The sequence below is a fragment of the Hydrogenovibrio marinus genome (assembly GCF_013340845.1).
GTDB lineage: Bacteria > Pseudomonadota > Gammaproteobacteria > Thiomicrospirales > Thiomicrospiraceae > Hydrogenovibrio > Hydrogenovibrio marinus.
The window spans coordinates 1,297,051-1,320,076 of record NZ_AP020335.1 but is presented as its reverse complement, the minus strand read 5'-3'; the positions used below and the strand labels follow the sequence as shown (position 1 = coordinate 1,320,076).

20 protein-coding genes and 4 tRNA genes are annotated in these 23,026 nt (G+C 42.3%); 18 read left to right on the top strand and 6 right to left on the bottom strand.

What is annotated here, in order from left to right; all coding sequences use genetic code 11:
* From HVMH_RS06235 to pgl, 9 genes are all read left to right on the top strand, one after another.
* Entirely contained in the window at positions 1-984 is a 984-nt protein-coding gene (locus tag HVMH_RS06235; RefSeq protein ID WP_162174173.1) for an SLAC1 family transporter, read from the top strand.
* Positions 985-1,066: 82 nt separating this feature from the next.
* On the top strand, positions 1,067-2,479 hold the full coding sequence (gene gltX / locus HVMH_RS06230) for a glutamate--tRNA ligase (protein WP_029908991.1): 1,413 nt from the start codon (positions 1,067-1,069) through the stop codon (positions 2,477-2,479).
* Positions 2,480-2,692: 213 nt separating this feature from the next.
* A tRNA-Ala gene (locus tag HVMH_RS06225) sits at positions 2,693-2,768 on the top strand.
* 71 nt (positions 2,769-2,839) lie between these two features.
* Positions 2,840-2,915: transfer RNA gene (locus HVMH_RS06220), tRNA-Glu, on the top strand.
* Between the two features lie 4 nt (positions 2,916-2,919).
* A tRNA-Gly gene (locus tag HVMH_RS06215) sits at positions 2,920-2,994 on the top strand.
* A gap of 98 nt (positions 2,995-3,092) precedes the next feature.
* A tRNA-Glu gene (locus HVMH_RS06210) sits at positions 3,093-3,168 on the top strand.
* Positions 3,169-3,411: 243 nt separating this feature from the next.
* Positions 3,412-4,860 (top strand): decarboxylating NADP(+)-dependent phosphogluconate dehydrogenase, encoded by a 1,449-nt coding sequence (gene gnd / locus HVMH_RS06205; RefSeq protein WP_029908989.1) that lies wholly within the window; start codon positions 3,412-3,414, stop codon positions 4,858-4,860.
* 3 nt (positions 4,861-4,863) lie between these two features.
* Positions 4,864-6,354, top strand: coding sequence for a glucose-6-phosphate dehydrogenase (zwf, locus tag HVMH_RS06200; RefSeq protein WP_029908986.1), 1,491 nt, complete (start codon positions 4,864-4,866; stop codon positions 6,352-6,354).
* Between the two features lie 10 nt (positions 6,355-6,364).
* Complete coding sequence (gene pgl / locus HVMH_RS06195; RefSeq protein ID WP_029908984.1) at positions 6,365-7,072, top strand: 6-phosphogluconolactonase; 708 nt, start codon at positions 6,365-6,367, stop codon at positions 7,070-7,072.
* Positions 7,073-7,138: 66 nt separating this feature from the next.
* Here the strand turns inward: pgl and HVMH_RS06190 are convergent, their stop codons facing one another.
* Entirely contained in the window at positions 7,139-9,310 is a 2,172-nt protein-coding gene (locus HVMH_RS06190) for a RelA/SpoT family protein (protein WP_051622966.1), read from the bottom strand.
* 180 nt (positions 9,311-9,490) lie between these two features.
* Here HVMH_RS06190 and dusA point away from each other — a divergent pair, with 180 nt between their 5' ends.
* Genes dusA through HVMH_RS06165 form a run of 5 tightly spaced genes read left to right on the top strand, consistent with a single transcriptional unit; the run spans position 9,491 to position 13,996 of the window.
* A complete protein-coding gene (dusA, locus tag HVMH_RS06185; RefSeq protein WP_029908981.1) occupies positions 9,491-10,558 on the top strand; it encodes a tRNA dihydrouridine(20/20a) synthase DusA in 1,068 nt (355 codons plus the stop codon).
* The gene (gene xseA / locus HVMH_RS06180) at positions 10,555-12,141 is read left to right on the top strand and encodes an exodeoxyribonuclease VII large subunit (RefSeq protein WP_029908978.1); all 1,587 of its coding nucleotides are present in this window, start codon (positions 10,555-10,557) and stop codon (positions 12,139-12,141) included. Before dusA ends, xseA begins: the two co-directional genes overlap by 4 nt.
* A 34-nt stretch (positions 12,142-12,175) precedes the next feature.
* Positions 12,176-12,394, top strand: a complete 219-nt coding sequence (xseB, locus tag HVMH_RS06175) for an exodeoxyribonuclease VII small subunit (protein WP_029908976.1) — start codon at positions 12,176-12,178, stop codon at positions 12,392-12,394.
* A 4-nt stretch (positions 12,395-12,398) separates the two neighbouring features.
* On the top strand, positions 12,399-12,767 hold the full coding sequence (gene arsC / locus HVMH_RS06170) for an arsenate reductase (glutaredoxin) (RefSeq protein WP_029908974.1): 369 nt from the start codon (positions 12,399-12,401) through the stop codon (positions 12,765-12,767).
* A gap of 14 nt (positions 12,768-12,781) precedes the next feature.
* Positions 12,782-13,996: a hypothetical protein gene (locus HVMH_RS06165; RefSeq protein WP_029908971.1), complete on the top strand. Its 1,215-nt coding sequence runs from the start codon at positions 12,782-12,784 to the stop codon at positions 13,994-13,996.
* 203 nt (positions 13,997-14,199) lie between these two features.
* Here the strand turns inward: HVMH_RS06165 and HVMH_RS06160 are convergent, their stop codons facing one another.
* A complete protein-coding gene (locus HVMH_RS06160) occupies positions 14,200-14,646 on the bottom strand; it encodes a hypothetical protein (RefSeq protein WP_155837648.1) in 447 nt (148 codons plus the stop codon).
* A gap of 185 nt (positions 14,647-14,831) precedes the next feature.
* Between HVMH_RS06160 and HVMH_RS06155 the strand changes: the two genes are divergently transcribed.
* Genes HVMH_RS06155 through HVMH_RS06140 form a run of 4 tightly spaced genes read left to right on the top strand, consistent with a single transcriptional unit; the run spans position 14,832 to position 19,576 of the window.
* Positions 14,832-16,322 carry an RNA polymerase factor sigma-54 gene (locus tag HVMH_RS06155; RefSeq protein WP_029908966.1) on the top strand — a complete coding sequence of 497 codons (1,491 nt, stop codon included), beginning with the start codon at positions 14,832-14,834 and terminating at the stop codon, positions 16,320-16,322.
* A 31-nt stretch (positions 16,323-16,353) separates the two neighbouring features.
* Positions 16,354-17,286 (top strand): cupin domain-containing protein, encoded by a 933-nt coding sequence (locus HVMH_RS06150; protein ID WP_029908964.1) that lies wholly within the window; start codon positions 16,354-16,356, stop codon positions 17,284-17,286.
* Positions 17,287-17,327: 41 nt separating this feature from the next.
* Positions 17,328-18,035 carry a response regulator transcription factor gene (locus HVMH_RS06145; protein WP_232087734.1) on the top strand — a complete coding sequence of 236 codons (708 nt, stop codon included), beginning with the start codon at positions 17,328-17,330 and terminating at the stop codon, positions 18,033-18,035.
* Between the two features lie 56 nt (positions 18,036-18,091).
* Positions 18,092-19,576 carry an ATP-binding protein gene (locus tag HVMH_RS06140; protein ID WP_232087733.1) on the top strand — a complete coding sequence of 495 codons (1,485 nt, stop codon included), beginning with the start codon at positions 18,092-18,094 and terminating at the stop codon, positions 19,574-19,576.
* 3 nt (positions 19,577-19,579) lie between these two features.
* Here HVMH_RS06140 and pyrF read toward each other — a convergent pair whose 3' ends face one another.
* The 4 genes from pyrF to rpsA form a co-directional block, all read right to left on the bottom strand.
* A complete protein-coding gene (gene pyrF / locus HVMH_RS06135; RefSeq protein WP_029908959.1) occupies positions 19,580-20,296 on the bottom strand; it encodes an orotidine-5'-phosphate decarboxylase in 717 nt (238 codons plus the stop codon).
* A 14-nt stretch (positions 20,297-20,310) separates the two neighbouring features.
* Positions 20,311-20,643, bottom strand: coding sequence for a LapA family protein (locus tag HVMH_RS06130; RefSeq protein ID WP_029908957.1), 333 nt, complete (start codon positions 20,641-20,643; stop codon positions 20,311-20,313).
* 67 nt (positions 20,644-20,710) lie between these two features.
* Positions 20,711-21,016: an integration host factor subunit beta gene (locus HVMH_RS06125; protein ID WP_029908955.1), complete on the bottom strand. Its 306-nt coding sequence runs from the start codon at positions 21,014-21,016 to the stop codon at positions 20,711-20,713.
* 131 nt (positions 21,017-21,147) lie between these two features.
* Positions 21,148-22,821: a 30S ribosomal protein S1 gene (gene rpsA, locus HVMH_RS06120; RefSeq protein WP_029908953.1), complete on the bottom strand. Its 1,674-nt coding sequence runs from the start codon at positions 22,819-22,821 to the stop codon at positions 21,148-21,150.
* Positions 22,822-23,026 lie beyond the last annotated feature (205 nt).

The window sequence follows — 23,026 nt, the reverse complement described above, 5'->3', positions numbered from 1 at the left end:
ATGTTTGAAAAGCGTGACTTCTTTAAGTTACCGGTCAGTTATTTTTCGATGCCTATGGGGCTTATCGGTTTGGGCATCGAAGTGCATCATTTTGAAAGAATCATTGCTTCGGGTACCACTTTTAGCGCGTGGATAATGCATCTTGCTTGGTTGATTCTTGCCGCAATGACGGTGTTTTCGTTTGCAAACCTGTTCAAAGCAGAAGGGCGACAATTCATTAAAGCCCAGTGGCAAAACTCCATCAGCTTACTAGACTTTCCTATTCTCACACTCACAGCGCTCTTGCTTCTGCTCTCTCTGGAAGACTTCAATGAAGGGCAGGGCTTATGGTTGATCGCTTTTGCACTGATAGTGATCGCTCATACCTTTTTGAATATTGAGATTCTGACGCGTTGGCTGAATGACACAAACCTGAAGCTTCAAGATATACGTCCAACCTTTTTCATTCTGTTGTCCGGTAATTTCATGGTGGTGATTGTAGGGGATTTCTATTTACCGAAATCCTATGATGAATTCTTATGGTTCTACTTCTCGGTCAGCTTATTTTTGTGGTTTACATTTATTTTTATCCTGTTTTATCGCCTGATTTTTGAAGTCAGTATCCAAGACACTTTAAGACCGAGTCTGTTTATCATTTTGTCGCCACCATCGCTGGGACTGATCGCTTATGCACTGTTGTCTCATGCGACAGAAATGAGTGTGGTAACCTGGGCCTTGTTCAGCTTTGCGACCTTCTTTTTGGGAATGTGGTTCTTGATGCAGCGCTTTTTCAGGAAGATTCGTTTGACCATGATAGGGTGGGCGTTCATTTATCCCTTAGCATCCTATGACGTTTCACTACAGTTTATTTACGACCTAACAGGAAACCCTGTGATTCTAAGTCTGGCATTTATTGTCATGGTGACGAATATCACGTTATCGAGCATTTTGCTGTACCACATGACACGTACCCTTCTGACAAGAAGTATCGTTGAAGAGCAATAACTGTCACGATGTCTCATCATTGCTGCCCTAAGATGTTTTATAATAGATGCCATTTTTGATTCACTTTTTCTAGGAGAACTTCGTGGTAAAAACTCGCTTTGCGCCCAGTCCAACAGGTTATTTACATATCGGCGGTGTTAGAACGGCACTTTATTCTTGGTTGTATGCCAAGCAAAAGGGCGGCGATTTTATTTTACGAATTGAAGATACTGACTTGGAGCGCTCAACTCAGGAATCTGTCGATGTCATTATGGAAGGGATGGAGTGGCTTGGCTTGTCACATTCAGAAGGTCCTTATTACCAAACGCAAAGGTTTGACCGCTATAAAGTTGTTATTCAACAACTTCTTGATAATGATTTGGCTTATTACTGTTATGCAACGCCTGAAGAGTTGGATGCGATGCGTGAGCAACAACGCGAGCGTGGCGAAAAGCCACGTTATGATGGACGCTATCGTGACTTTAAAGGAACACCTCCTGAAGGTGTTAAGCCAGTTATCCGTTTCAAGAACCCTTTGGATGGTGATGTCGTTATTGATGACATTGTAAAAGGAAAGGTGACTGTTTCTAATAAAGAACTGGATGATTTGATTATTGCACGCTCGGACGGCACGCCTACTTACAATCTAACAGTTGTTGTGGATGACTGGGATATGAATGTCACGCACGTCATTCGTGGTGATGATCATTTGAATAATACGCCAAGACAAATCAACCTTTACCATGCACTGGGCGCATCCTTACCAAGATTTGCCCACATTCCAATGGTATTGGGACCTGATGGAAGTCGCTTGTCCAAGCGTCATGGTGCTGTTTCTGTATTGCAATATAAGGAAGAAGGGTTCCTACCTGAAGCCTTGTTGAATTACTTGGTGCGCCTTGGTTGGTCTTACAAAGATCAGGAAGTTTTCACTATCGATGAGATGGTTGAGTATTTTGATTTGGAAAAGGTTAATTCAGCACCCTCTACGTTCAATGTAGAAAAACTACTATGGATTAACCAGCAACACATCCAAAATACTGGAATAGATAACCTGGTTAAAAACCTAACACCGTTTATGGAAGCGAAAGGCTTGAACATAGCACAAGGTCCAGATATTTCAAAAGTGGCGGATTTGTTGCGAGAAAGAGCCAAAACCCTTGTTGAAATGGCTAATGGTGCTGTGTATTTCTATCAGGACTATGAAACTTTTGATGACGATGCTGCCAAAAAGCACCTAAGAGGGGTTGCGGAAGAGCCACTAAGAAACGTTCAGGAAAAGTTTGCTGCGTTGTCTGACTGGAGCAAAGAAGCCATTCACCATGCAATTGAAACCACGGCTACAGAACTTGATGTAGGAATGGGGAAAGTAGGGATGCCTTTACGTGTTGCGATTACTGGAGGCGGGCAGTCACCATCAATTGATGCTACGGCCGAGTTGATCGGGCAACAACGTTGTGTGGATCGTATTAGCCTTGCAATCGAATATATTCAACAGCGCATGAAAGACGCTTAATATATTGATAAAAAAAGAAATACAACGGGCGGCTTTGTAATGAAGTTCGCCCGTTTGTTTTTGGGCCGACGTTAGCACACTCAGTGGAACGAAAAATATTTACAGATTTATGAAAAAATGCCTTGACCCAAGGCGGCATATCTTTATAATACGCGCCTATCAGTTACATGGCTCCTGACTAAGATTTCACAATCTTAACTAGAGTGGAAATTTGGGGCTATAGCTCAGCTGGGAGAGCGCAACACTGGCAGTGTTGAGGTCAGCGGTTCGATCCCGCTTAGCTCCACCAAATTTGAACTGATAAACACGATTATACTAGGCCATAGTCGCGTCATATTTTAGATATGCACTTTCAAAAGTGTCCCGTTCGTCTAGAGGCCTAGGACACGGCCCTTTCACGGCTGTAACAGGGGTTCGACTCCCCTACGGGACGCCATTATGCGGGAATAGCTCAGCGGTAGAGCACAACCTTGCCAAGGTTGGGGTCGCGAGTTCGATCCTCGTTTCCCGCTCCATTTTTAGGTAAGTTGAATAGGGTACGACTAGGCCCGTACATAAAACCTTTCAGCTTATCGCTTGTTGAAATACAAGCACCGAGCGGACGCTCAAATCTGTCCCGTTCGTCTAGAGGCCTAGGACACGGCCCTTTCACGGCTGTAACAGGGGTTCGACTCCCCTACGGGACGCCACACACTAAAAGCCCGACATAATGTGAGTTATGTCGGGCTTTTTTATTTCTCGTTTTTCCGCTTTCTCGATTTTATTTTTCCTGTTAAACTGAAATTCAAGCACATCGTCGTGTCTAGGTGTCTATCAGCACAAATTCGCTTTTCTTAAAATTTATTTCATATTGATAATGTATTTCATCGCTAAGCTAAAGCTTCATCTCAACGTTGTTTAGTGAGTAAATGCGTCTAGGTAGGAGTTGCTCTATGTCAAAATCGGATATCGGTCTAATTGGTTTAGCAGTCATGGGGCAGAACCTTGTTCTAAATATGGCGGATCACGGTTATCGCGTAACGGTTTACAACCGATCTGCCGATAAGACAGAAACCTTTTTGCAACAGCGTGTTGAAGATCGTCCGATTGTAGGTGCTTACTCTCTGGAAGAGTTTGTTGATAGCCTTAGCGCTCCTAGAAAAGTCATGCTGATGGTTAAGGCTGGTGAAGTGGTTGATCACTTTATTGAATTGCTATTGCCCCTCCTAGAAAAAGGTGACATCATTATTGATGGTGGAAATTCGCTATATACCGACTCCGACCGTCGTACCAAATACTTAGAAGAAAAAGGCATTCTGTTTATTGGAACAGGCGTCTCCGGTGGTGAAGAAGGCGCTAGATTTGGACCCTCCATTATGCCTGGTGGAAACCCGAAGGCATGGTCATCCGTTAAACCTATTTTTCAGGATATTGCAGCGAAGAGTCACGATGAAGCCTGCTGTGATTGGGTTGGGCAAGGTGGCGCTGGACATTATGTCAAAATGGTTCACAACGGTATTGAATACGGTGATATGCAGTTGATTACCGAAGCCTACCAACTTATGAGAGAGGGGCTTGGGCTAAGTGCGGATGAGTGCCAACAGATTTTTGCAGAGTGGAATAAAGGGGTTCTGGATTCTTATTTGATTGAGATTACGGCAAATATCCTTTCGTTTAAAGATGAGGATGGTGAACCGCTAGTCGATAAGATTCTTGATGCCGCAGGACAAAAGGGAACCGGAAAATGGACGGGAATCAGTTCATTGGATTTGGGGATTCCTCTAACCTTGATTACCGAGTCAGTCTATAGCCGTTGCTTGTCGTCACTAAAAACCGAAAGACAAAAAGCAGCGGGCATTTTCCCGAAACAACAAGTCGCGTTATCCGTTGACAAACAAGAGACATTGACCGCTATTCATGATGCACTGTATGCCTCTAAAATCATTTCTTACACACAGGGCTATATGTTGATGTCCGAAGCCGCCAAGGAGTTTGGTTGGGAATTGAACTATGGCGGAATCGCTTTGATGTGGCGCGGCGGTTGCATTATCCGCAGCACCTTCCTGGGTGAAATTAAGGCGGCCTATGACAAGCAGCCAGATTTACAGAACCTTCTGCATGCGAATTTCTTTGAGTCGGCCATTAAAGGGGCAGAGTCCAACTGGCGTAAAGCAATTATTTTTGGTATTCAAAGTCAGATACCTACGCCTGCACTAAGCTCTGCACTTGCTTTCTTTGACGGTTATCGCAGTGCGACACTCCCAGCCAACCTATTACAGGCTCAGCGTGATTATTTTGGCGCCCATACTTATGAGCGTGTCGATAAACCTCGCGGCGAATTTTTCCATACCGACTGGATTCAATCCGGCGGAAATGTCAGCTCCACAACTTACGAGGTGTAATGAATGCCACAAGATTGTTCATTTGTTGTTTTTGGTGCGACGGGAAATCTATCTTTAACCAAGCTGATGCCTGCCTTCTATCACTTGGATGAAATGAACCGTTTAAGTGACGGCATGCGTCTTATCACCCTAGGACGTAAAAACTATACGCAAGAAGAATGGTTGGAGATCATTAAAAAATCCGTTTCACCAAAGGCGCGTGGCGGACTAAAAGATGATGTTTTCGCACGTTTTGCAAAACGCATGCAATATTTTGCCATGGATGCCGATGAAATCAGTTCTTATCACGAGTTAGAAAACTTGTTGAATGCTGAAAATATGCCATCGAACATGGCGTTTTATCTTTCTTTGGGACCTGACCACTTTGCCAAGGTTGTTAGAAACCTAAACAAAACAGGCTTGCTTGATGAAAGCATGGGCTGGAGAAGAGTGGTACTTGAAAAGCCATTTGGTTATGATACTGCCAGTGCAAAAGCGCTTCAACTAGAACTAAACAAACACATCAGTGAATCACAAACCTATCGGATTGATCATTACTTAGGAAAAGGAATGGTGCAGAACGTGATGGTTTTCCGCTTCGCCAACTTGTTGATGGAGCCGCTCTGGAACCGAAATTATATTGACCATATTCAAATCACGCATGCAGAAGATCGTCCAATTGGAAGCCGAGCTGGTTATTACGACACCAGTGGTGCTATGCGAGACATGATTCAAAGTCATTTATTACAACTTCTGGCACTTGTGGCGATGGAACCTCCGGCATCCATGGATGCTGAAGATTTACGTGATGAAAAGGTCAAGCTGCTTAAGTCAATTCGCTCCATTTCCAAGAACAATGTTAAATCTCAAGCTTATCGCGCGCAGTATGCAGCTGGAGAAGTGAAAGGGGAGCAGGTTCCAAGCTATCTTGAAGAGCCAGGCGTTGCAGAAGATAGCGTCACAGAAACCTATGCTGCCCTTAAGCTTTATATCGATAATTGGCGTTGGGCAGGTGTGCCGTTTTACATTCAAACGGGTAAAAATATGGCTGCGTCGAAAACATTGGTTTCCATTTGTTTTAAACACCCTCCCAAGCAGTTTTTCCGCGATTCTCAGGTTAAAAAAATGGATCCTAACTGGATCATTTTTGGGATACAACCTCGCGAATCTATCAAAGTCGAAATGACTGCTAAAGAACCTGGTTTGGAGATTTCAACCCAGCAGATTAGTTTGGATGCCGCCATGAGATTGGAAGGCGAGGACTCTATAGATGCTTATGAAGAACTCTTGCTGGATGTAATTAAAGGCGACCGCTCACTATTCCTGCGCTACGATGAAGTCAAAGCGGCTTGGAAAGTTGTAGATCCTGTATTGGAAGTTTGGGCATCCGATACCAGCTATATTGATACCTACCCATCGGGAAGTTGGGGGCCACAAGGCGCTGAAAAACTCTTTGATCATCCAGATCAAGGTTGGCGTCGTCATATCAACCCAGAGTGCGCCACTAATCCGTAAAGATAGCCAAATGAACACATCCTTACCAAATAATTGGATCGCGCTACAAACCGCTGAAGACGTTGCCCAAAAAGTTACTGAGCAAATTCTTCTGATTGCGGAACAATCTATTTCACAAAAGGGAAGTTTTCATTTTATTACAGCAGGGGGCTCGACTCCCAATCGTTGTTATGAACTGCTTTCAAAGGCAGATTCAGATTGGGCACGTTGGCATATTTATATGGGTGATGAGCGCTGTTATCCTGAAACTCATGCGGAAAGGAATAGTGTCGCCTTAACTCAGTATTGGTTGGGTAAGCAGGGCCAAATCCCAAATGACCAAATTCATTTCATGCCAATGGAGCTAGGTTTAGAGACAGCCTCCAAAGCTTATAATGACATTGTTCATGCTGTGATTGATTCTGTTGGATGCTTTGATTTGTGTTTACTAGGAATGGGCGAGGACGGACATACCGCCAGTTTGTTCCCCGGGCATTTTTATATCGAAGATCAATATACTGTGCTGGAACATCAATCCCCTAAACCGCCAAGTGAGCGTTTGAGCTTGTCTTTCGAAACGCTTTGCAACAGTAAAACCGTGATTAAGATTGTGACGGGTGCTTCAAAACATCAGGCCATTCAACAATGGCTAAAAGGGGAGAATCTCCCCATTTCAAACATCTATGGCTTAGAAAATACATTCACTTATCTGAGTGAAGATGTTTTTAAAACTCTATAAATTTCGACTTTTATAAAACAAAACAAGTTGTTGATATTTAAAACAAATACCCCAACCTGGTAGATTTTAGTTTAAGTTAATTGAAGCGGTTTCTACGTTATCAATCTGCTCCAGCTGGTCAAGTAGATTCCCCACGCTAATATGTGAATCCAGTTCTAAGACAAACTGCATTGTTACCGTACCATCGGATTTATCGGATGACGTATCAGAGCGTAAAATATTAATGTCCATTGATGTCAACAAAGTCATGATATCTCGCAGTAGACCTTTTCGGTCAAAGCAAAGCACGCTCAGCTCGGCCTCGTAAGTCTCAACCAGCTCTTCTTGATGTCGCGTCCAAGACACGGCAATCAAGCGCTTTTGCTCTTCGTAACTCAGGTTAAGAATATTATTACAATCTTTTTTGTGGACGGTAATCCCTCTACCTCGTGTGACATAACCGATAATCTCGTCATGCTCGGTCGGGTGACAACAAGGAGCCAACAGTGTTTTTAGTTGAGGTGAGCCGATAACATAAGCTCTTGCTGGCTCATGACGGTTGTCGGTCAAATGAATTGAATCAGTAACCTTGGTTTTAGCCGGATCTTGAGATGTAATGTGTCTTTGTTGCGGTTTCAGTTGTTTTTGAATTGCACTGTTCAGTTGTCGGTCATTGATTTGACCTCGACCTAGCGCTTCAAAGAAGTCTGATACGGATTCGGACTTGAACTGCTGAACCAATTGATCGACATGAAAATCTTGAGCATGCAAACGGCGCAATTCTTTATTGAAGATTGCTTCACCGGCATCTCGGTTGGCTTCTTTGTTTTGATGATTGAACCAATGGCGTACTTTGGCACGTGCACGGCTGCTTCCCAAATAATTTAAGTTAGGATTTAGCCAGTTGCGGCTCGGTTCACCAGACTTAACGGTAAGCACCTCAACCTTATCACCCGTTTTCAGCTGATAGGTAAGTGGAACGATTCTGCCGTTAACTTTTGCGCCACGACAACGGTGCCCAAGCTCGGTATGGATATAATAGGCAAAGTCCAGCGGTGTAGAGCCTTTACTTAGCGTAATGATTTCATCCGTTGGCGTCATTGCATAGATATGCTCAGACAAAAGTTCTGTACTGATTTCATTCAACAAATCCGGGTTATCGTTGTACTCCAGCATTTGTCGAACAAGGTTGATGCTTTGTTCAAGACGCGCATCCAGCTTCTTGCCGCCTTCTTTGTAGCGCCAGTGTGCCGCTACACCATATTCCGCGTGGTGATGCATTTCATAGGTACGAATTTGAATCTCAACGGTTTTGTTTTCTGCACCGATAATAACGGTGTGAATTGACTGGTAACCGTTTTCCTTTGGGCTTGCAATGTAATCGTCGAACTCATCTTTAATGTAGTTCCAACGGCTGTGAACCATCCCTAATACTTCATAGCATTGCTCAATAGAATCCACATAGATACGAACCGCTCGAAGATCATAAAGTTCATCAATCGGAAGGTTCTTTTTTGACATCTTTTTCCAGATGCTATAAATGTGTTTCGGGCGACCTGATATCTTGAAGTCCATATTTTTTTCATGAAACATTGCTTTCAAAGTGTCAATCACGTTACTGATAAAGGCTTCTCGTCCGGCACGCTTTGAGTCAAGTTGTTGAGCAATAGATTTATACAGCTCAGGATTCAGGTAGCGGAAGGACAAATCCTCAAGTTCCCACTTGAGCTGGGCAATCCCTAAGCGATTGGCAAGGGGGGCAAAAATCAACTGGGTTTCGTTGGCGATTTGTTCCTTGACGTTATCAGGTTCATTTTTTAGGTTACGCAGGCGCACAACGCGATACGCTAACTTGACAATCATAATGCGAATGTCTGAAGTCATGGCTAATAGCATTTGCCTTAGGCGCTCGGTTTGAACTTCGTTGGTAGCAGAGGCCGCGTTAAATTCTTTGATGGCGTTCAAGCGACGAATTTCTGAAACCATCTGAACAATGTTAGGACTGAAGAGAGATTTCAGTTTTTCGATGGGATAGGCTTCGTCTAAATTGCCGTCACTTAAGAGCGTCGCAATTAAGGTATCTCTATCGAGATTTAGTCCAGCCAAAACAACAGCGACATCAGTGCTTCTTACTCGGGCTACTTTTGGTAATTCTTCTGCTTCAACCGCAATTTCACAAGCTTTAAAGCTGAGAGCATCGTCTTCTTGGTGGTCAAATTCTTTTTTAAAGACTTGTAGATAAAGTTCTTGGGGAGTCATTTTTATTGTTTTTCCGCCTCTGAAATCTTTTCTTATTTTGTTTCTTAGGTATTAGGTCACCGTGTAGTTTACCGAATTTATACCTATTTATGCTCGATAAATCTGGATATAGTGGTGAAAAAACCATTGGCAATGTTCATCAACTTGAGAAAATGCGATAATGCCAAGATTATGAACTTTATGAACTCACAAGATAGTATGTTTCAAAGCACTACAACTCACTCTCTCATTCAGCAAAACAGCGCCCAAGGCTTTTCTGTTGCGCCAATGCTGGACTGGACTGACCGTCACTGTCGGGCATTCCATAGAAAGCTTACAAAGCACGCTTGGCTATATAGTGAAATGGTGACGACGGGCGCGATTATTTATGGAAATAATCTTCCTCGTTTTTTAGGGCATGAGCAAGATCAACCTGTGGTTTTACAGCTCGGTGGTTCTGATCCGCTTGAATTAGCGCATTGCGCAAAATTAGGCGAAGGGTGGGGGTATGATGAAATCAACTTAAATGTGGGTTGCCCCTCTGACCGTGTTCAGAATAATATGATTGGTGCCTGCCTGATGGACCACCCCAAGTTGGTGGCAGAAGGCGTTGATGCCATGAAGCAAAAGATTTCAATTCCGGTTACCGTGAAGTCGAGAATCGGACTAGATGATAATGAGGATTTTGGCAAATTAGTCGATTTCGTTGGTGGCATTATTGATGCCGGTGGCGACGGTGTTATTTTGCATGCAAGAAATGCCTGGCTACAAGGCTTGTCTCCAAAAGAGAACAGAGATGTTCCTCCTTTGAAATACGACTGGGTTCGTCAAATCAAACAAACATTTCCGACATTCTCCATTGCCGTTAATGGCGGCATTGCAACCCCGGAAGCGGGACAGGATTTCTTAACGACAGAGCAATCACTTCCAGCTGTTGATGGGGTAATGCTAGGTCGAGCCATCTACGAAAACCCTTACTTATTGACGAGTGTTGACCCCCTTTACTATCAAGACAACACTCAGGTGCCGACTCGTCAGGAAGTTCTGGAGGCCCTTTATCCCTACATAGAAAAGCACTTGGCAAATGACGGTAAACTGCATCAGGTTTCCCGTCATATTCTTGGGCTATTTCATGGTATGCCTGGGGGAAGGATTTGGCGACGTTACCTTTCTGAAAATGCATTTAAACCGGGTGCAGGAATTGAAGTACTGCAAACTGCATTGCAGAAGGTCAATGATGAAATTTACCGGATGGAACAAGCGTCATGATTCTGCTTGAAGTGCCATTTGCCGAAAAAGATATTGCCAAGTCTGTTGGCGCGCGCTGGAACCCCGTTGAAAAGAAATGGTATGTTCCTGATGACTTGTCATCTGACCTTGCGCCATTTGAACGTTGGCTACCTCAAGATGCCGCGCATGAATCAACTCAGCAAATAGTCCTTCCTGGTAGTAATGAAGCGACGTCTTCAAATGAAAAAGAAAAGGGCATTCCACTGAGTCAGTTAATGTCTCAGGTTCAATTGGCGATTCGTAAACAATTTACTGGTGCGGTATGGGTGACAGCAGAAGTCGCCAATATGAATGAGCGAAGAGGGCACTGGTATTTCGAGTTGACCGAAACTACCGAAGAGGGCGCTCAACTGGCCAGTTGTCGCGCGATGATTTGGCAAAGCCAAGCAGAAAGGCTTTTAAGAAAGTTTGCGGATGAAACCGGCTCTGATTTGGCTCCAGGTCAAAAAGTATTGTTGATGGTAGAGCCGACATTTCACGAGAAATTTGGTTTTTCATTAGTGATTCAGGACATTGACCCAAGTTTCACTTTAGGTGAGTTGGAAGCTGCTCTACAGGCAGTCCGAAAGCAATTAATTAGCGAAAAGCTTTACGATAAAAACAAAGCCTTTTCCATGCCGAAAGACTTTTACCGTGTTGCGGTTATCGCACCGCCTTCTGCAGCAGGACTTGGAGATTTTCGCGCCGATGCAGATCTATTGGTTAAGCATAAGTTATGTGAATTCAAATATTTCTATTCGGCGTTTCAAGGTGAAAACGTAGAAAAAGAAATGCTTTTGGCATTTGAAGCATTTCTGGCGCTACATCAATCCAACCACTTTGATGCGCTGATTATTATCCGCGGCGGCGGTGCGAAGCTTGATTTACAACCGCTCAATAATTATGCATTGGCAAAAGCCATCGCAAACATGCAGCTCCCAGTATTAACAGGTATAGGGCATGAAAGGGATAATACGCTTTTAGATGAGGTGTGCGCAGTCAGGTTTGACACGCCGAGTAAAGTAATTGGTGCAGTACAGCGTGCTATTGTCACATCTGCGCAAACAGCAAAACAAAATTGGCTTTTTATTGAAAAGGCCAGTTTGTTGTACGTACAAAGACAAAAGCAACAGCTACAGGAAATGGAGTCTCGCATCCAAACCAAGAGCTTACAGTCCTTACACCTGCATAAACAAAACCTAACGCCGTTGATGATTCATATTCAGCAGCAAAGTATTCGTAAGCTAAATCAGCAGCAGCATCTATTGGAGCAGTGCTTTGATACCATTTTCCATCAGGCAACCAACCAAGTGCAGCTACAAAAACAAAACCTATCTCACTACCGTGACATTTTGTTATTGCGACCTGCAAAGTTGCTGGAATCTGCCAAGCAAAATGCACAACAATTGATTGGCTTTATTTTGAGTTCTGGACCCAAAACCCAATTAAACAGAGGGTTTGCAATGATTAAGGCAAAGGACACCCAAAAACCAATCACGACAAAAGAACTGGCTGCACAACAGGATACTCTGGAAATACAGTTTTCAGATGGTTCTATTGATGTAAGCGTCATTAAAGAATAGATATTCAGAATTGAACAAAACGGAGTTTTAAACGATGGCTCAGAGTACAGAAAACAGTTACCAAAAAAACTATGAGAAATTGCAGGAAATTGCACAAAAGCTCTCTCAATCAGACAATATTGATATAGATGAGTTGGTGCCAATGGTTGATGAAGCCACTCGTGCTTACACCTTGTGTCAGTCACGTATTGAAGCCGTGGAATCTGCGCTGAATAAGCGACTCGACAAAGTGGATGACGATAGCGAAGACTAGACAAATGAAGGCAATAATTTATCACAACCCCCGATGCTCAAAGAGTAGACAAACTTTACAACTCCTGGAAGATAGTTCAGTTACATCAGACGTTGAAGTTATCGACTATCAAAAGACACCACTTGATGTCGCTACGCTTGATGAAATTTGCACGGGACTAGGAATCGAGCCGCAGCAACTCATTAGAACAAAAGAAGAACTATTTAAAGAGTTGGGACTATCGATTAACGATAATAAAACCCGTGAAGAGTGGTTGGCGATTCTAGAACAAACCCCTAAATTGATTGAGCGCCCAATTGTGAAAATAAATGGTCGATATGCAATAGGGCGCCCACCAGAAAACGTTGCCGCATTATTAGGAAATATGGGTTAAGGTTTTTGGTAAGAATGATTGATAAGTATTGTGTAAATCGCCGAGCAGCTACTACTCTTAGGCTTTCTGCTATTGTTCTTTCCTTAATCTACTCTGGCAGTAGCTTTGCTGCGGAAGGTAATTGCGGCTTCCCTGATTATCAAGACAAAGTCACCGGAAAGTACCATGGACAACTATTCAAGCTAAACGATCACTATCCAAAGGCTTTTCCCACGACTCCACGACCATGGGAAAACTGGAACTTCAAAAAAGATCCTGTCGATTACCTAGAGAAAATCAAAGCCTATATTTTTGCTGGTATGCAACAAGCTGATTGGCGCCCAGGACAAAATAGGGTGCATCACTGGTACCATATGCCATGGGTCACTATGGGAAGACGTGCCAGAGAAGGGGTGAGAGGGCTCAACAGAAATGCGGATGCCAAGCCATTTGAGCTTTCGCCAACGCAAACCGAACCCCAGCAAAAATGGGAGCTAAGCTTTTATAATAATTATTCAGCCTACCAAATTGGACAAATCTGGTGTCATGGTGACAAGGTAAATTTAAAACAAGGGGCGCCAGACCTGACAAAAACAGAGTTCCCTGAGGGCAGCTTTATTGCCAAATTCGTCTTCATAACAGGCTCGGATAAACAATTACCTTTCATGCAAGGCGCACCAACAGTGCTTGCCAACATAAACGAAACCATTAATCGAAAAAGCCCTAAAAAAATATTGCCGGTTAGACTGGTTCAAATCGACTTTTCCATTCGGGATAAACGTGCAGATGATACAACTAGCTGGGTTATGGGTGCCTTTGTTTATGATAAAGATGCTCAAGCAGGTAAAAACGGTGCTTGGGACAAAATGGTACCACTTGGCGTCCAATGGGGAAATGACCCAACGATAACGCCGAGCATGGTAAAGAATGGTACTAAATTGAAAGAAACGGTTGTTATGAATAGCATTCCTGATTATGCGCGCCGCAGACTGGGTTATGGAGGTCGCTTGAATGGGCCGCTCGACTTCTATGGATTCTCATGTCTTGGTTGCCACAGTATGGCGCAATGGCCAAAGCCCTTGGCCAAAATCCCAAAAGGCAAAACGGAAACTGAAAAAATGCATTACTTCAGAAACCTCAAGCCAGACGAACCATTTCAAAAAGGTCACATCTCACTTGATTATCAATTGCACTTTGAAAATGCATTGAGAAACTATTTCCACAAAAACGCTATTTCTGCAGGTGATTAAAATAACAAATCTATAATTACGAAGGGAGCTAACCAGTTTCTTTTGTGAGATATCGAGTTTTAAATACAAAATATTGAATTTAACATAATATACATTATGCGAAGTTAGCCAAAATTCAAATAATAAAAAAGCGGCCATATAAGCCGCTTTCCTAATTCTCTCAACTTAGCTTCAAAATCTCTACCAGGTTGGGTTTGTGCAAATTAGCCAACTGCAGCTGGCAATGCCACAAACAAAATTAGCTCGATCACACCAACCACTGTTGGCAGCCATGCACCATTAACTTTTGACATACAAGCTTTAGCACCAAAAACGATACCGAGTGCAGATAATAGATATGCCGCAGGCGCAATAAGAATAGAAATAAACAACAATGGCGCTAAAGAAACCAATACCCAGCTAATCGTCAGGGCGTCATCTGGATTATATTTACGAGTGTTTCTCATGTCGTCTTGAGCAGAACTTGCCGATTCAAGCCTTGCGATGACAGCGGACAATTCCTCTTCTGTCAGTTGATCCTGAACCACTTCGATATCCGTCAATCCTAGAGTGACTTTTCGGTCACGAATCAGGCTTTTTACAAGGTCATTCCAACTGGCTTCTTCAGGAAGCTGCTCTACAAGTTTGATTGCTTCTTCTTTAATTGACACAATACCCTCCATCTATGCCATTTGATAATGTCTAATTTGCGTTTACGTCCTTATTCTAGCGTCTTTTTTTGTAATATACATGTAAAAAACTCTAACAAGAAACATACCGATTTTTAGGATTTTCGATTATTATAGTGTTAAATCAGTTTTAAAAGCGAATTTCGGGTTTCAAGGAGAAACGTGCAATGGCATTAATGCCTGGATTACAAATCAATATTGGTCAACAGCTTAAGCTTACCCCACAGCTGCAGCAGTCTATCAAAATATTGCAATACTCTGCACTTGAAGTCCAGCAAACCATCGCTACTACACTTGAAAGTAACTTCATGCTTGAGGTGGATGACATTCAAGATGATATGGATGATATTTCTCCCGAGATTGAGTCCTCATCTGAAGATCAGCCTGATGCGTCTGAATCAGAAATTGACATTGAACAAGCAGATGCCATTTCTGACAATATGGAAATAGACTGTGAGTGGGAAGAAGTTTACAGCGATTACGGCACCTCTCAGATTTCCAAAACTCAGTCTTTAGATGATTACAATTCACCAGACACCTACACCTCCGCTGAACTTACCTTAAAAGATAAACTGTACTGGCAATCAGATATTTATCCTTGGCAAGGTGAACAGGAACTTGTTTCCTCTTTCATTATTGATGAAGTCAGCGACGAAGGTTTTTTGGCCGTTTCTTTGGAAGAAATCCTGCAAGACATCCTAGATAAAGAGCCTGACTTGGATGTTGATCTTGCCGACGTTGAAGAAGTATTGGCGATTATTCAGGACTTTGAACCCACTGGCGTCGCGGCACGAGATTTGCCGGAGAGCTTGGTGATTCAACTGAAATCTCTTCAACAAAACCCTTTTGTTGTAACTGCGACAAAAATGATTCAAGAAAACTTCGAGCTTTTGACGGTTAGAGACTACAAACGCCTTAAGAAGATTTATTTCTTGGATGATGATGAGTTGCATCAAGTTATTCAGGTTATTCAATCACTTAACCCAAGACCAGGGCGTGAGTACTCTCCCTCTCAAGGTGAAATGATTACGCCGGATTTAATCCTTTCTCGTACCAAAAATGGTTTCCTGATTGAATTAAACCAGGATGCCTTCCCTCGCCTAACCATTAATTCAGCTTACTTGAACATGGCGTCGGAGTTGTCAGGGCAATCAGATGAATCCAAGAAAATAAAAGAACAGCTGGTTGAGGCAAAAGGTCTTATCAAAAGCATTCAAAGCCGCGGTGAAACACTGCTGCGAGTTGGTAAATATATTATCGAAAAGCAGGCTAGATTCTTTGATGAAGGTGAGCAAGCCATGCAACCAATGGTGCTGCGAGATGTTGCAGAGTCGCTTGAACTACATGAGTCAACCATTTCGCGGGCAACTAACCAAAAATACATGCAAACGCCTAGAGGTACATTCGAGTTGAAGTATTTCTTCTCAACAGGGGTTTCTCAGTACGGCAGTGAAGACCAATCAGCTATTGCAATTAAATCGCATATCAAACAACTGATTGAAGCTGAAGATCCAAACAAACCTTTGAGCGATAACAAGCTAATGTCACTTCTTGAAGAAAAAGAAATCAACGTGGCTAGACGCACCATCGCTAAATATCGCGAATCTATGGGTATCCCCTCTTCTAGTGATAGCAAAAAACTAAACAGATTCAAATAGTTTTATAAAAAATTAAACAAGAGTATTAACAATGATTCCAAATCAATCCGTTGAATTACGTCAAGAAGTTTCTCAACAGCAATGGCAAACACAGGCTGACTTTAAAGAGTACATGTCTGCTGTAAACCCGCCAATGCCTAAAATTGATGTAGCAAGCTTTGCGGCATCTTTACATCAATCCGGACCAACACGAATCATTCCTTTTGATTTGTCCAAATCACTTGAAATTGACTACCCAGCAACATCCCCAAATCTATTGGCGAACTTTGTTCGCATTTGCAAGGGCGAGTCTATCAAAACTTCAGCGAAAGTAACCTCTCAAATGTTCTATGTCATTAACGGACAAGGTAAAACACAGATGTCAGAGGGAACTATCGAGTGGAAGACGGGCGACCTTTTCACACTACCTTCTGTTGAAGGTGCTTTACACACTGCTTCGGAAGACACTGCTATATATTGGGTAAATGATGCCCCGCTATTGAAATATTTGGGGGTACAGCCTACTCAGCAACGCTTCAGCCCTGTTCTTTACACTAAAGAGCGTTTGGATAATGAACTTGCCAAAGTACGAAGTGAAGGTGAGGGCAGAAATAGAACAGGCATTCTTTTGGCGAATCCTAACTTCCCAAAAACCATGACGCTTACCCATACACTATGGTCTTTATATAATGCTTTGCCTGCTGGTGTCGTCCAGAAGCCTCATAGACACAACTCTGTCGCGATCGACTACTGTGTTGCTGCCGGCTCAGATACCTACACTTTAATCAGTAAAGAAATTGACGAAAACGGCAACTTGGTTGATCCAATCAAAGCAATGTGGGAACCGGGCGCTGTATTTGTTACGCCTCCTGGCTGGTGGCATTCGCATCATAACCATTCAGGCGAAGATGCCATCGTACTGCCTATTCAAGATGCTGGATTAATTATGAATATGCAGGTTTTGGACTTCCAGTACATCAGTTAAGTTGTAAAATCTTATAAAACCAATTACAACAGGAAGAGTTCATGGCAATGCTAAACAATGATTACACCATCACAATTGTTGAAGACGACCCATTACAATTGGAAAACCTAGGTACGGCACTTTCAGAACAAGGTTTCAAAATCAAAACCTTTAGCGACAGAGCTTCTGCTGAAGCTAGCTTTGAAGAGGGCCTACCTGATTTGGTTATTTCCGATATTATTTTGGGGAATGAAATTGATGGTGGTTTTGAGCTTGCTAAGCACCTTTTATCATTTGAAATTGCAATACCCGTGATTTTCCTTTCTGAACGTCAATCGGAGTTCGACATTTACACAGGCCATGCTCTAGGTGCTATCGACTATTTGCCAAAACCGATCAGCCTTGGTGTATTAACGGCAAAAGTTAAAAACCTTTTGCGCATCACCGGCTCAATCCAATCTAGCGATGATGGCGACAAGTCATTAATTGATGGTTTAGTGTTGGCAAACAATGAATTCAAAGCCTACTGGCACAGCCAGGTGTTAGACCTGACTGCCACTGAGTTTGAAATGTTGAAGCAGTTTGCTTTAACGGGCGAAAAAGGTGTTGTCACTTATGACAAGCTTCAGGAATCGACACAGGGTGTTGTTGAACGAAATACTATTAATACCCACATCTGCCGTATTAGAAATGCATTTAAGAAAGTTGATAATGACTTTAATCTTATTCACAACGAATATGGCCGAGGTTACAGCTGGCGACAAAAATGAAGCCCTCATTTAAAATGAGATTAACAATCAGAACGCGGTTTTACATACTGCTTCTGATGTTAACCCTCCTTCCTGCACTTGCTTACCGATTTGCAATTGACCTTCACAGAATGCTGCTTGAAAACCAAGCGATTATTCAGCAGCAAACTGTTATAAACCTATCCTATGTACTTGAAAATCGTACAGATTTATGGGCGCAGCAAATATTGTCTGGTACACCAACAAATCAACTTAGCCATTTAAATCTGGATAAGTCAGTACTTTGGATTGTCAACGAGTTCGGTCAAGTAACTTACGTAGTGGGTCGTCTTTCACAACAGCCGAGTGACTTGAATAAGGATTGGTTTGCCAGGGTCGGCTACTTTTTGATCAAAACACTTTCCAATGTCATTCCCTTTACTCTGCCATACCCCTACCCTCAGAGCACCAACCCGGAAGTAGCACTTATTCGTCAGGCAATTTCGGGTCATACATTCCAGCAATACCGTATGTATAAAGATAACCCTATTTCTTTAATGTCCGCCACCCCGCTAAAACTTAGAGGACACATTATTGGTGCGATTGTTTTAGAGCAAACCATGAACAGCTTGCTGACCGACTCTCTGAAGCGGTTTTATCGCTTAATCGGAATGGGTGCATTGATTTTCCTTGTTGTATTCTTTGGTGCGGTACTTTACATCGCATCGCTCTCAAAACGAATTGCCCGCTTGGATTACGATGTCCGCAATACGTTTGATGCGCACGGCAAGGTCAATAAGCTTAACTTTTCCGATATTCTGCCTCGATACTACTATGACGAGATTTCAGATTTGCGCCACCATATCCACGATATGTTAAGTCAGCTTTCAGCTTATGAACGTTACTTAAAGCAGTTGCCAAAAGCTTTGCGACATGAGCTGCACAACCCTATGAATCGTTTATCAATGTCATTGTCATTATTGGAACAGGATATCGACCATAAACAGGTTCGGTACTCAAAACATGCTTTAGAGCAATTAAAGCAAATCATCAGTTCTTTGTCGGAAGCCAACAGTATTGAAGAAAGTTTATCAATGCAGGAGCCAGAACCTTTTTATATATCCGAAATGTTGACTCATTACCTAGAGAACGTGATTGCCTTGAATCCTGACCATCGATTCAATATTCAAATCAACATGCCGTCCGACACTCGCGTCATTGGTGATGGTTTTATGCTTGAGCAACTTATGGATAAGTTGATCAGCAATGCTAAAGATTTCGATAATGGCAAGGAACCGATTACCATCAGTGCGGCATTAAACACTCAAAATGAGGTGGAAATTCTTGTGCAAAATACAGGGAAAGCGCTGCCGCAATCAATTGAGAAGCAAATATTTGATGGTATGACATCTATTCGAGAAACCAACGCTGACAATCAGGCACATTTGGGACTGGGGCTTTATATTGTTAAACTGATTACAGATTTCCATAAAGGCAAGGCCGAAGCCTTTAACTATATGGACATAGGTAACCAGCCCATTGGAGTGGTGATAAAAATCACGCTACCCACTATTAAGAATTAAGCACTATAGACCCTTGATGGATTCATTGATATCAACCAAAGCTTGAATAGGATCTTTAGCTTGTGTGATTGGTCTTCCAATGACCAAGTAGCTTGATCCTGCCGCTAGTGCTGCCTCAGGTGTCATTATGCGTTTTTGATCATTTGCATCTGCTGTCTCTGGTCTAATGCCAGGCGTCACCAAACAAAAATCTTTCCCTACTACTTCACGAATTGCGGCAGCCTCTTGTGCTGAGCAAACAACCCCGTCTAAACCGGAATCTGATGCCAACTTTGCCAAGCGCAGCACATTGTCATGGGGCGTTCCGACCAATCCCACCTCTTTTAGGTCAGATTCTTCCATGCTTGTTAATATGGTCACACCAATTAGAATCGGTTGATGAGAGTTTTGCAAGACAGCTTCTTTTGCTGCTTCCATCATTTTGCGTCCGCCCAAGGCATGAACATTAATCATCCAAACGCCCATTTTTGCAGCGGCTTGACATGCTTTCGCGACGGTATTTGGAATGTCGTGATATTTTAAATCCAGAAAAACATCAAACCCTTTGTCGATACAACTTTCGACAAAAGCAGGCCCACCAATTGCAAACAACTCCTTACCTATTTTTAGGCGACACAGATTGGGTTTCATCTGATTGATGAAAGATGTTGCTCTTGCGACTGATGGAAAATCTAAAGCCACAACGACTTTAGGATCTGGAATACCTGATTTTTTGTGCATATATCTCTCTTTGCTTACAACGTTGCAATTTCATTCTTAGCTTCAATCACTTTCGAATTCTCGTAGCCAGCAATCTGCTTTTGAAGCTGGACTATCTCACCGGAAAGTTTTGCTTTTTGCTTATTTACTTTTCTTAATTGCCATTGTTTACTCAGCAAAATAAAAGTGAAATAAGTGCCTGACAATAACATGCCTATAGAAAACGTAATCGCTAACAGAATTGATAACGGGATATCAATTTGCTGAAAAATTAAATCAAATTTAACATTGCCCGGATTCAGAACACCTAGAAATATTCCGAAGGCCAAAAACAGGATGGTGATAATGATTGAGAATGCTTTGAACATAAAAAAAGGGGTACAATTTTTTAAAATATTGTACCCCTTTGGAAAATTAGAATGTGAGTTTTTATCGTTAAGAAATAATGTCGTACATATCCTTAGATTCGTCGACCTCATCTCTTAAAGTCTTTCCAGGTTTGAAATGAGGAACCCTCTTCTCTCCCAGCTCAACATTCTCACCGGTTTTAGGGTTTCTCCCAACACGAGCTTGCCGATGATGAAGACTAAAACTTCCAAAGCCGCGAATCTCGATTCTATCCCCCTCTGATAGGCTTTCTATCATAGAGTCAATAATTTGATTCACCGCTAACTCAACGTCTTTTTGACTAAATTGAGTTTGACGTCTAGCAATCAATTCGATCAATTCTGACTTAGTCATTTTTACTGTCTCTTTCTGTAAAAAGTCTCTTAATTACTTAAGAGTAAAATGGGATATCCATCCCCCATAAGTCTATTAAGACTAGGCACTACTCCATCTCTTAAACGAGAGATAGAGCAGTTTGTTGCATTTTACTCGTCAGTAGAAAGCTGACCTTTTAGCAAGTCACCAATAGTACTTGCTGCTTGCGGTTGTGATGATGAATAGTCTTTAATCGCGTTTGCTTCTTCCTGAGCTTCTTTTTCTTTTACAGAAAGAGAAAGCGTACGGTTTTTACGATCGACATTCATCACTTTCGCTTCGACAGTATCACCAACTTTAAGAACTGAGCTTGCATCGCGAGTATCTTCAGCAAGTTCAGAAGCTCGCAAATAACCTTCAACGTCATCAGCTAGATCAATAACAGCACCTTTTTCGTCAACAGACTTAACAGTACCAGTTACGATGCTATTTTTACCGTTTTCAGCAACAAATTCACCAAAAGGATCTTGTTCAAGTTGCTTAAGACCTAGAGAGATTCTTTCACGCTCTGGATCAATTGAAAGGATAACAGTTTCTAGTTCATCACCTTTTTTGAAGTCACGAACAGCTTCTTCACCTGGTTGAGACCAAGAAATGTCTGTCAAGTGAACAAGACCATCAATGTTACCATCTAGACCGATGAAGATACCGAAGTCAGTAATAGACTTGATGCTACCAGAGATTTTGTCACCTTTAGCATGAGTTGCAGAGAACGCTTCCCATGGGTTAACAGTACACTGCTTGATAGACAATGAAATACGACGACGCTCTTGGTCAACATCCAAAATCTTAACTTTAACTTCTTGTCCTAGGTGAACAACTTTAGATGGGTGGATGTTACGGTTAGTCCAATCCAACTCAGAAGTATGCACCAACCCTTCAATACCATCTTCGATTTCGATGAATGCGCCATAATCAGTGATGTTGGCAACTTTCCCCATGATTTCCGCACCAATTGGGTAACGAGCAACCATATCAGCCCAAGGATCTTCTTGAAGTTGTTTCATACCTAGAGAAACACGGTTCTTGTCTTTGTCGAACTTAAGAACTTTAACTTCAATCTCATCACCCACTTGGATAACTTCTGATGGGTGGTTAACACGACGCCAAGCCATATCAGTGATGTGAAGTAGACCGTCAATACCACCAAGGTCGATAAACGCACCATAGTCAGTAAGGTTTTTAACGATACCTTTAAGCGTAGAACCTTCTTCCATGTTTGCAAGAAGCGCTTCTCTTTCTACAGAGTTTTCAGCTTCAATCACAGCACGACGAGAAACAACAACGTTGTTACGCTTACGATCTAGTTTAACAAGTTTAAGTTCGATCTCTTTACCTTCTAGGAAGCCAAAGTCGCGAATCGGACGAACGTCCACAAGTGAACCAGGCAAGAAACCACGAACACCTTCAACGTCAACTGTTAAGCCACCTTTAACTTTACCGGTAACAAGACCCACAACAGTTTCGTTATTTTCAAGAGCAGTTTCCAAACGATCCCAAGTCTTAGCACGCTTAGCTTTTTCACGAGACAAACGAGTCTCACCAAAGCCGTCTTCTAGCGTTTCCAAGTAAACTTCAACTTGATCACCAACAGCAACTTCTAGTTCGCCGTTAGCGTTTTCAAATTGTGCTTTAGGAATAGCAGATTCAGATTTCATACCAGCATCGACCAAAACAGCTTCTTTGTCGATTGCGACTACAGTCCCTAGGATTAGGGAACCAGTTTGGAATTTGTCTTCTTGTAAAGACTGTTCAAATAATTCAGCGAAAGATAATTCACTCATGGGGTTATACCAAAATTTTAAAAAGCCGTTTATATTCTCTTGATTGGGGTGTAAAAGAAATAATCGGGTCAGTTAATTAAAGATCAGACTCCCAAACGCCTGACTAAATCGCTCTGCAGTTTTAAATCACTACAAAAACAAAAATCTTTATTCGAATTTTCGAATAAAGATTAGATTCTTTTTACATAACAATAAGTTACGTAGT

Excerpts from the sequence above, each read along its gene's own strand:
- dusA (WP_029908981.1), top strand. The coding sequence starts at position 9,491 with ATGAACTCACAAGATAGTATGTTTCAAAGCACTACAACTCACTCTCTC.
- xseA (WP_029908978.1), top strand. The coding sequence starts at position 10,555 with ATGATTCTGCTTGAAGTGCCATTTGCCGAAAAAGATATTGCCAAGTCT.
- xseB (WP_029908976.1), top strand. The coding sequence starts at position 12,176 with ATGGCTCAGAGTACAGAAAACAGTTACCAAAAAAACTATGAGAAATTG.
- HVMH_RS06130 (WP_029908957.1), bottom strand. The coding sequence starts at position 20,643 with ATGTTCAAAGCATTCTCAATCATTATCACCATCCTGTTTTTGGCCTTC.
- HVMH_RS06125 (WP_029908955.1), bottom strand. The coding sequence starts at position 21,016 with ATGACTAAGTCAGAATTGATCGAATTGATTGCTAGACGTCAAACTCAA.
- pgl (WP_029908984.1), top strand. The coding sequence starts at position 6,365 with ATGAACACATCCTTACCAAATAATTGGATCGCGCTACAAACCGCTGAA.
- rpsA (WP_029908953.1), bottom strand. The coding sequence starts at position 22,821 with ATGAGTGAATTATCTTTCGCTGAATTATTTGAACAGTCTTTACAAGAA.
- arsC (WP_029908974.1), top strand. The coding sequence starts at position 12,399 with ATGAAGGCAATAATTTATCACAACCCCCGATGCTCAAAGAGTAGACAA.
- zwf (WP_029908986.1), top strand. The coding sequence starts at position 4,864 with ATGCCACAAGATTGTTCATTTGTTGTTTTTGGTGCGACGGGAAATCTA.
- HVMH_RS06190 (WP_051622966.1), bottom strand. The coding sequence starts at position 9,310 with ATGACTCCCCAAGAACTTTATCTACAAGTCTTTAAAAAAGAATTTGAC.
- HVMH_RS06165 (WP_029908971.1), top strand. The coding sequence starts at position 12,782 with ATGATTGATAAGTATTGTGTAAATCGCCGAGCAGCTACTACTCTTAGG.
- HVMH_RS06155 (WP_029908966.1), top strand. The coding sequence starts at position 14,832 with ATGGCATTAATGCCTGGATTACAAATCAATATTGGTCAACAGCTTAAG.
- HVMH_RS06235 (WP_162174173.1), top strand. The coding sequence starts at position 1 with ATGTTTGAAAAGCGTGACTTCTTTAAGTTACCGGTCAGTTATTTTTCG.
- HVMH_RS06140 (WP_232087733.1), top strand. The coding sequence starts at position 18,092 with ATGTTAACCCTCCTTCCTGCACTTGCTTACCGATTTGCAATTGACCTT.
- HVMH_RS06145 (WP_232087734.1), top strand. The coding sequence starts at position 17,328 with ATGGCAATGCTAAACAATGATTACACCATCACAATTGTTGAAGACGAC.
- pyrF (WP_029908959.1), bottom strand. The coding sequence starts at position 20,296 with ATGCACAAAAAATCAGGTATTCCAGATCCTAAAGTCGTTGTGGCTTTA.
- gnd (WP_029908989.1), top strand. The coding sequence starts at position 3,412 with ATGTCAAAATCGGATATCGGTCTAATTGGTTTAGCAGTCATGGGGCAG.
- HVMH_RS06150 (WP_029908964.1), top strand. The coding sequence starts at position 16,354 with ATGATTCCAAATCAATCCGTTGAATTACGTCAAGAAGTTTCTCAACAG.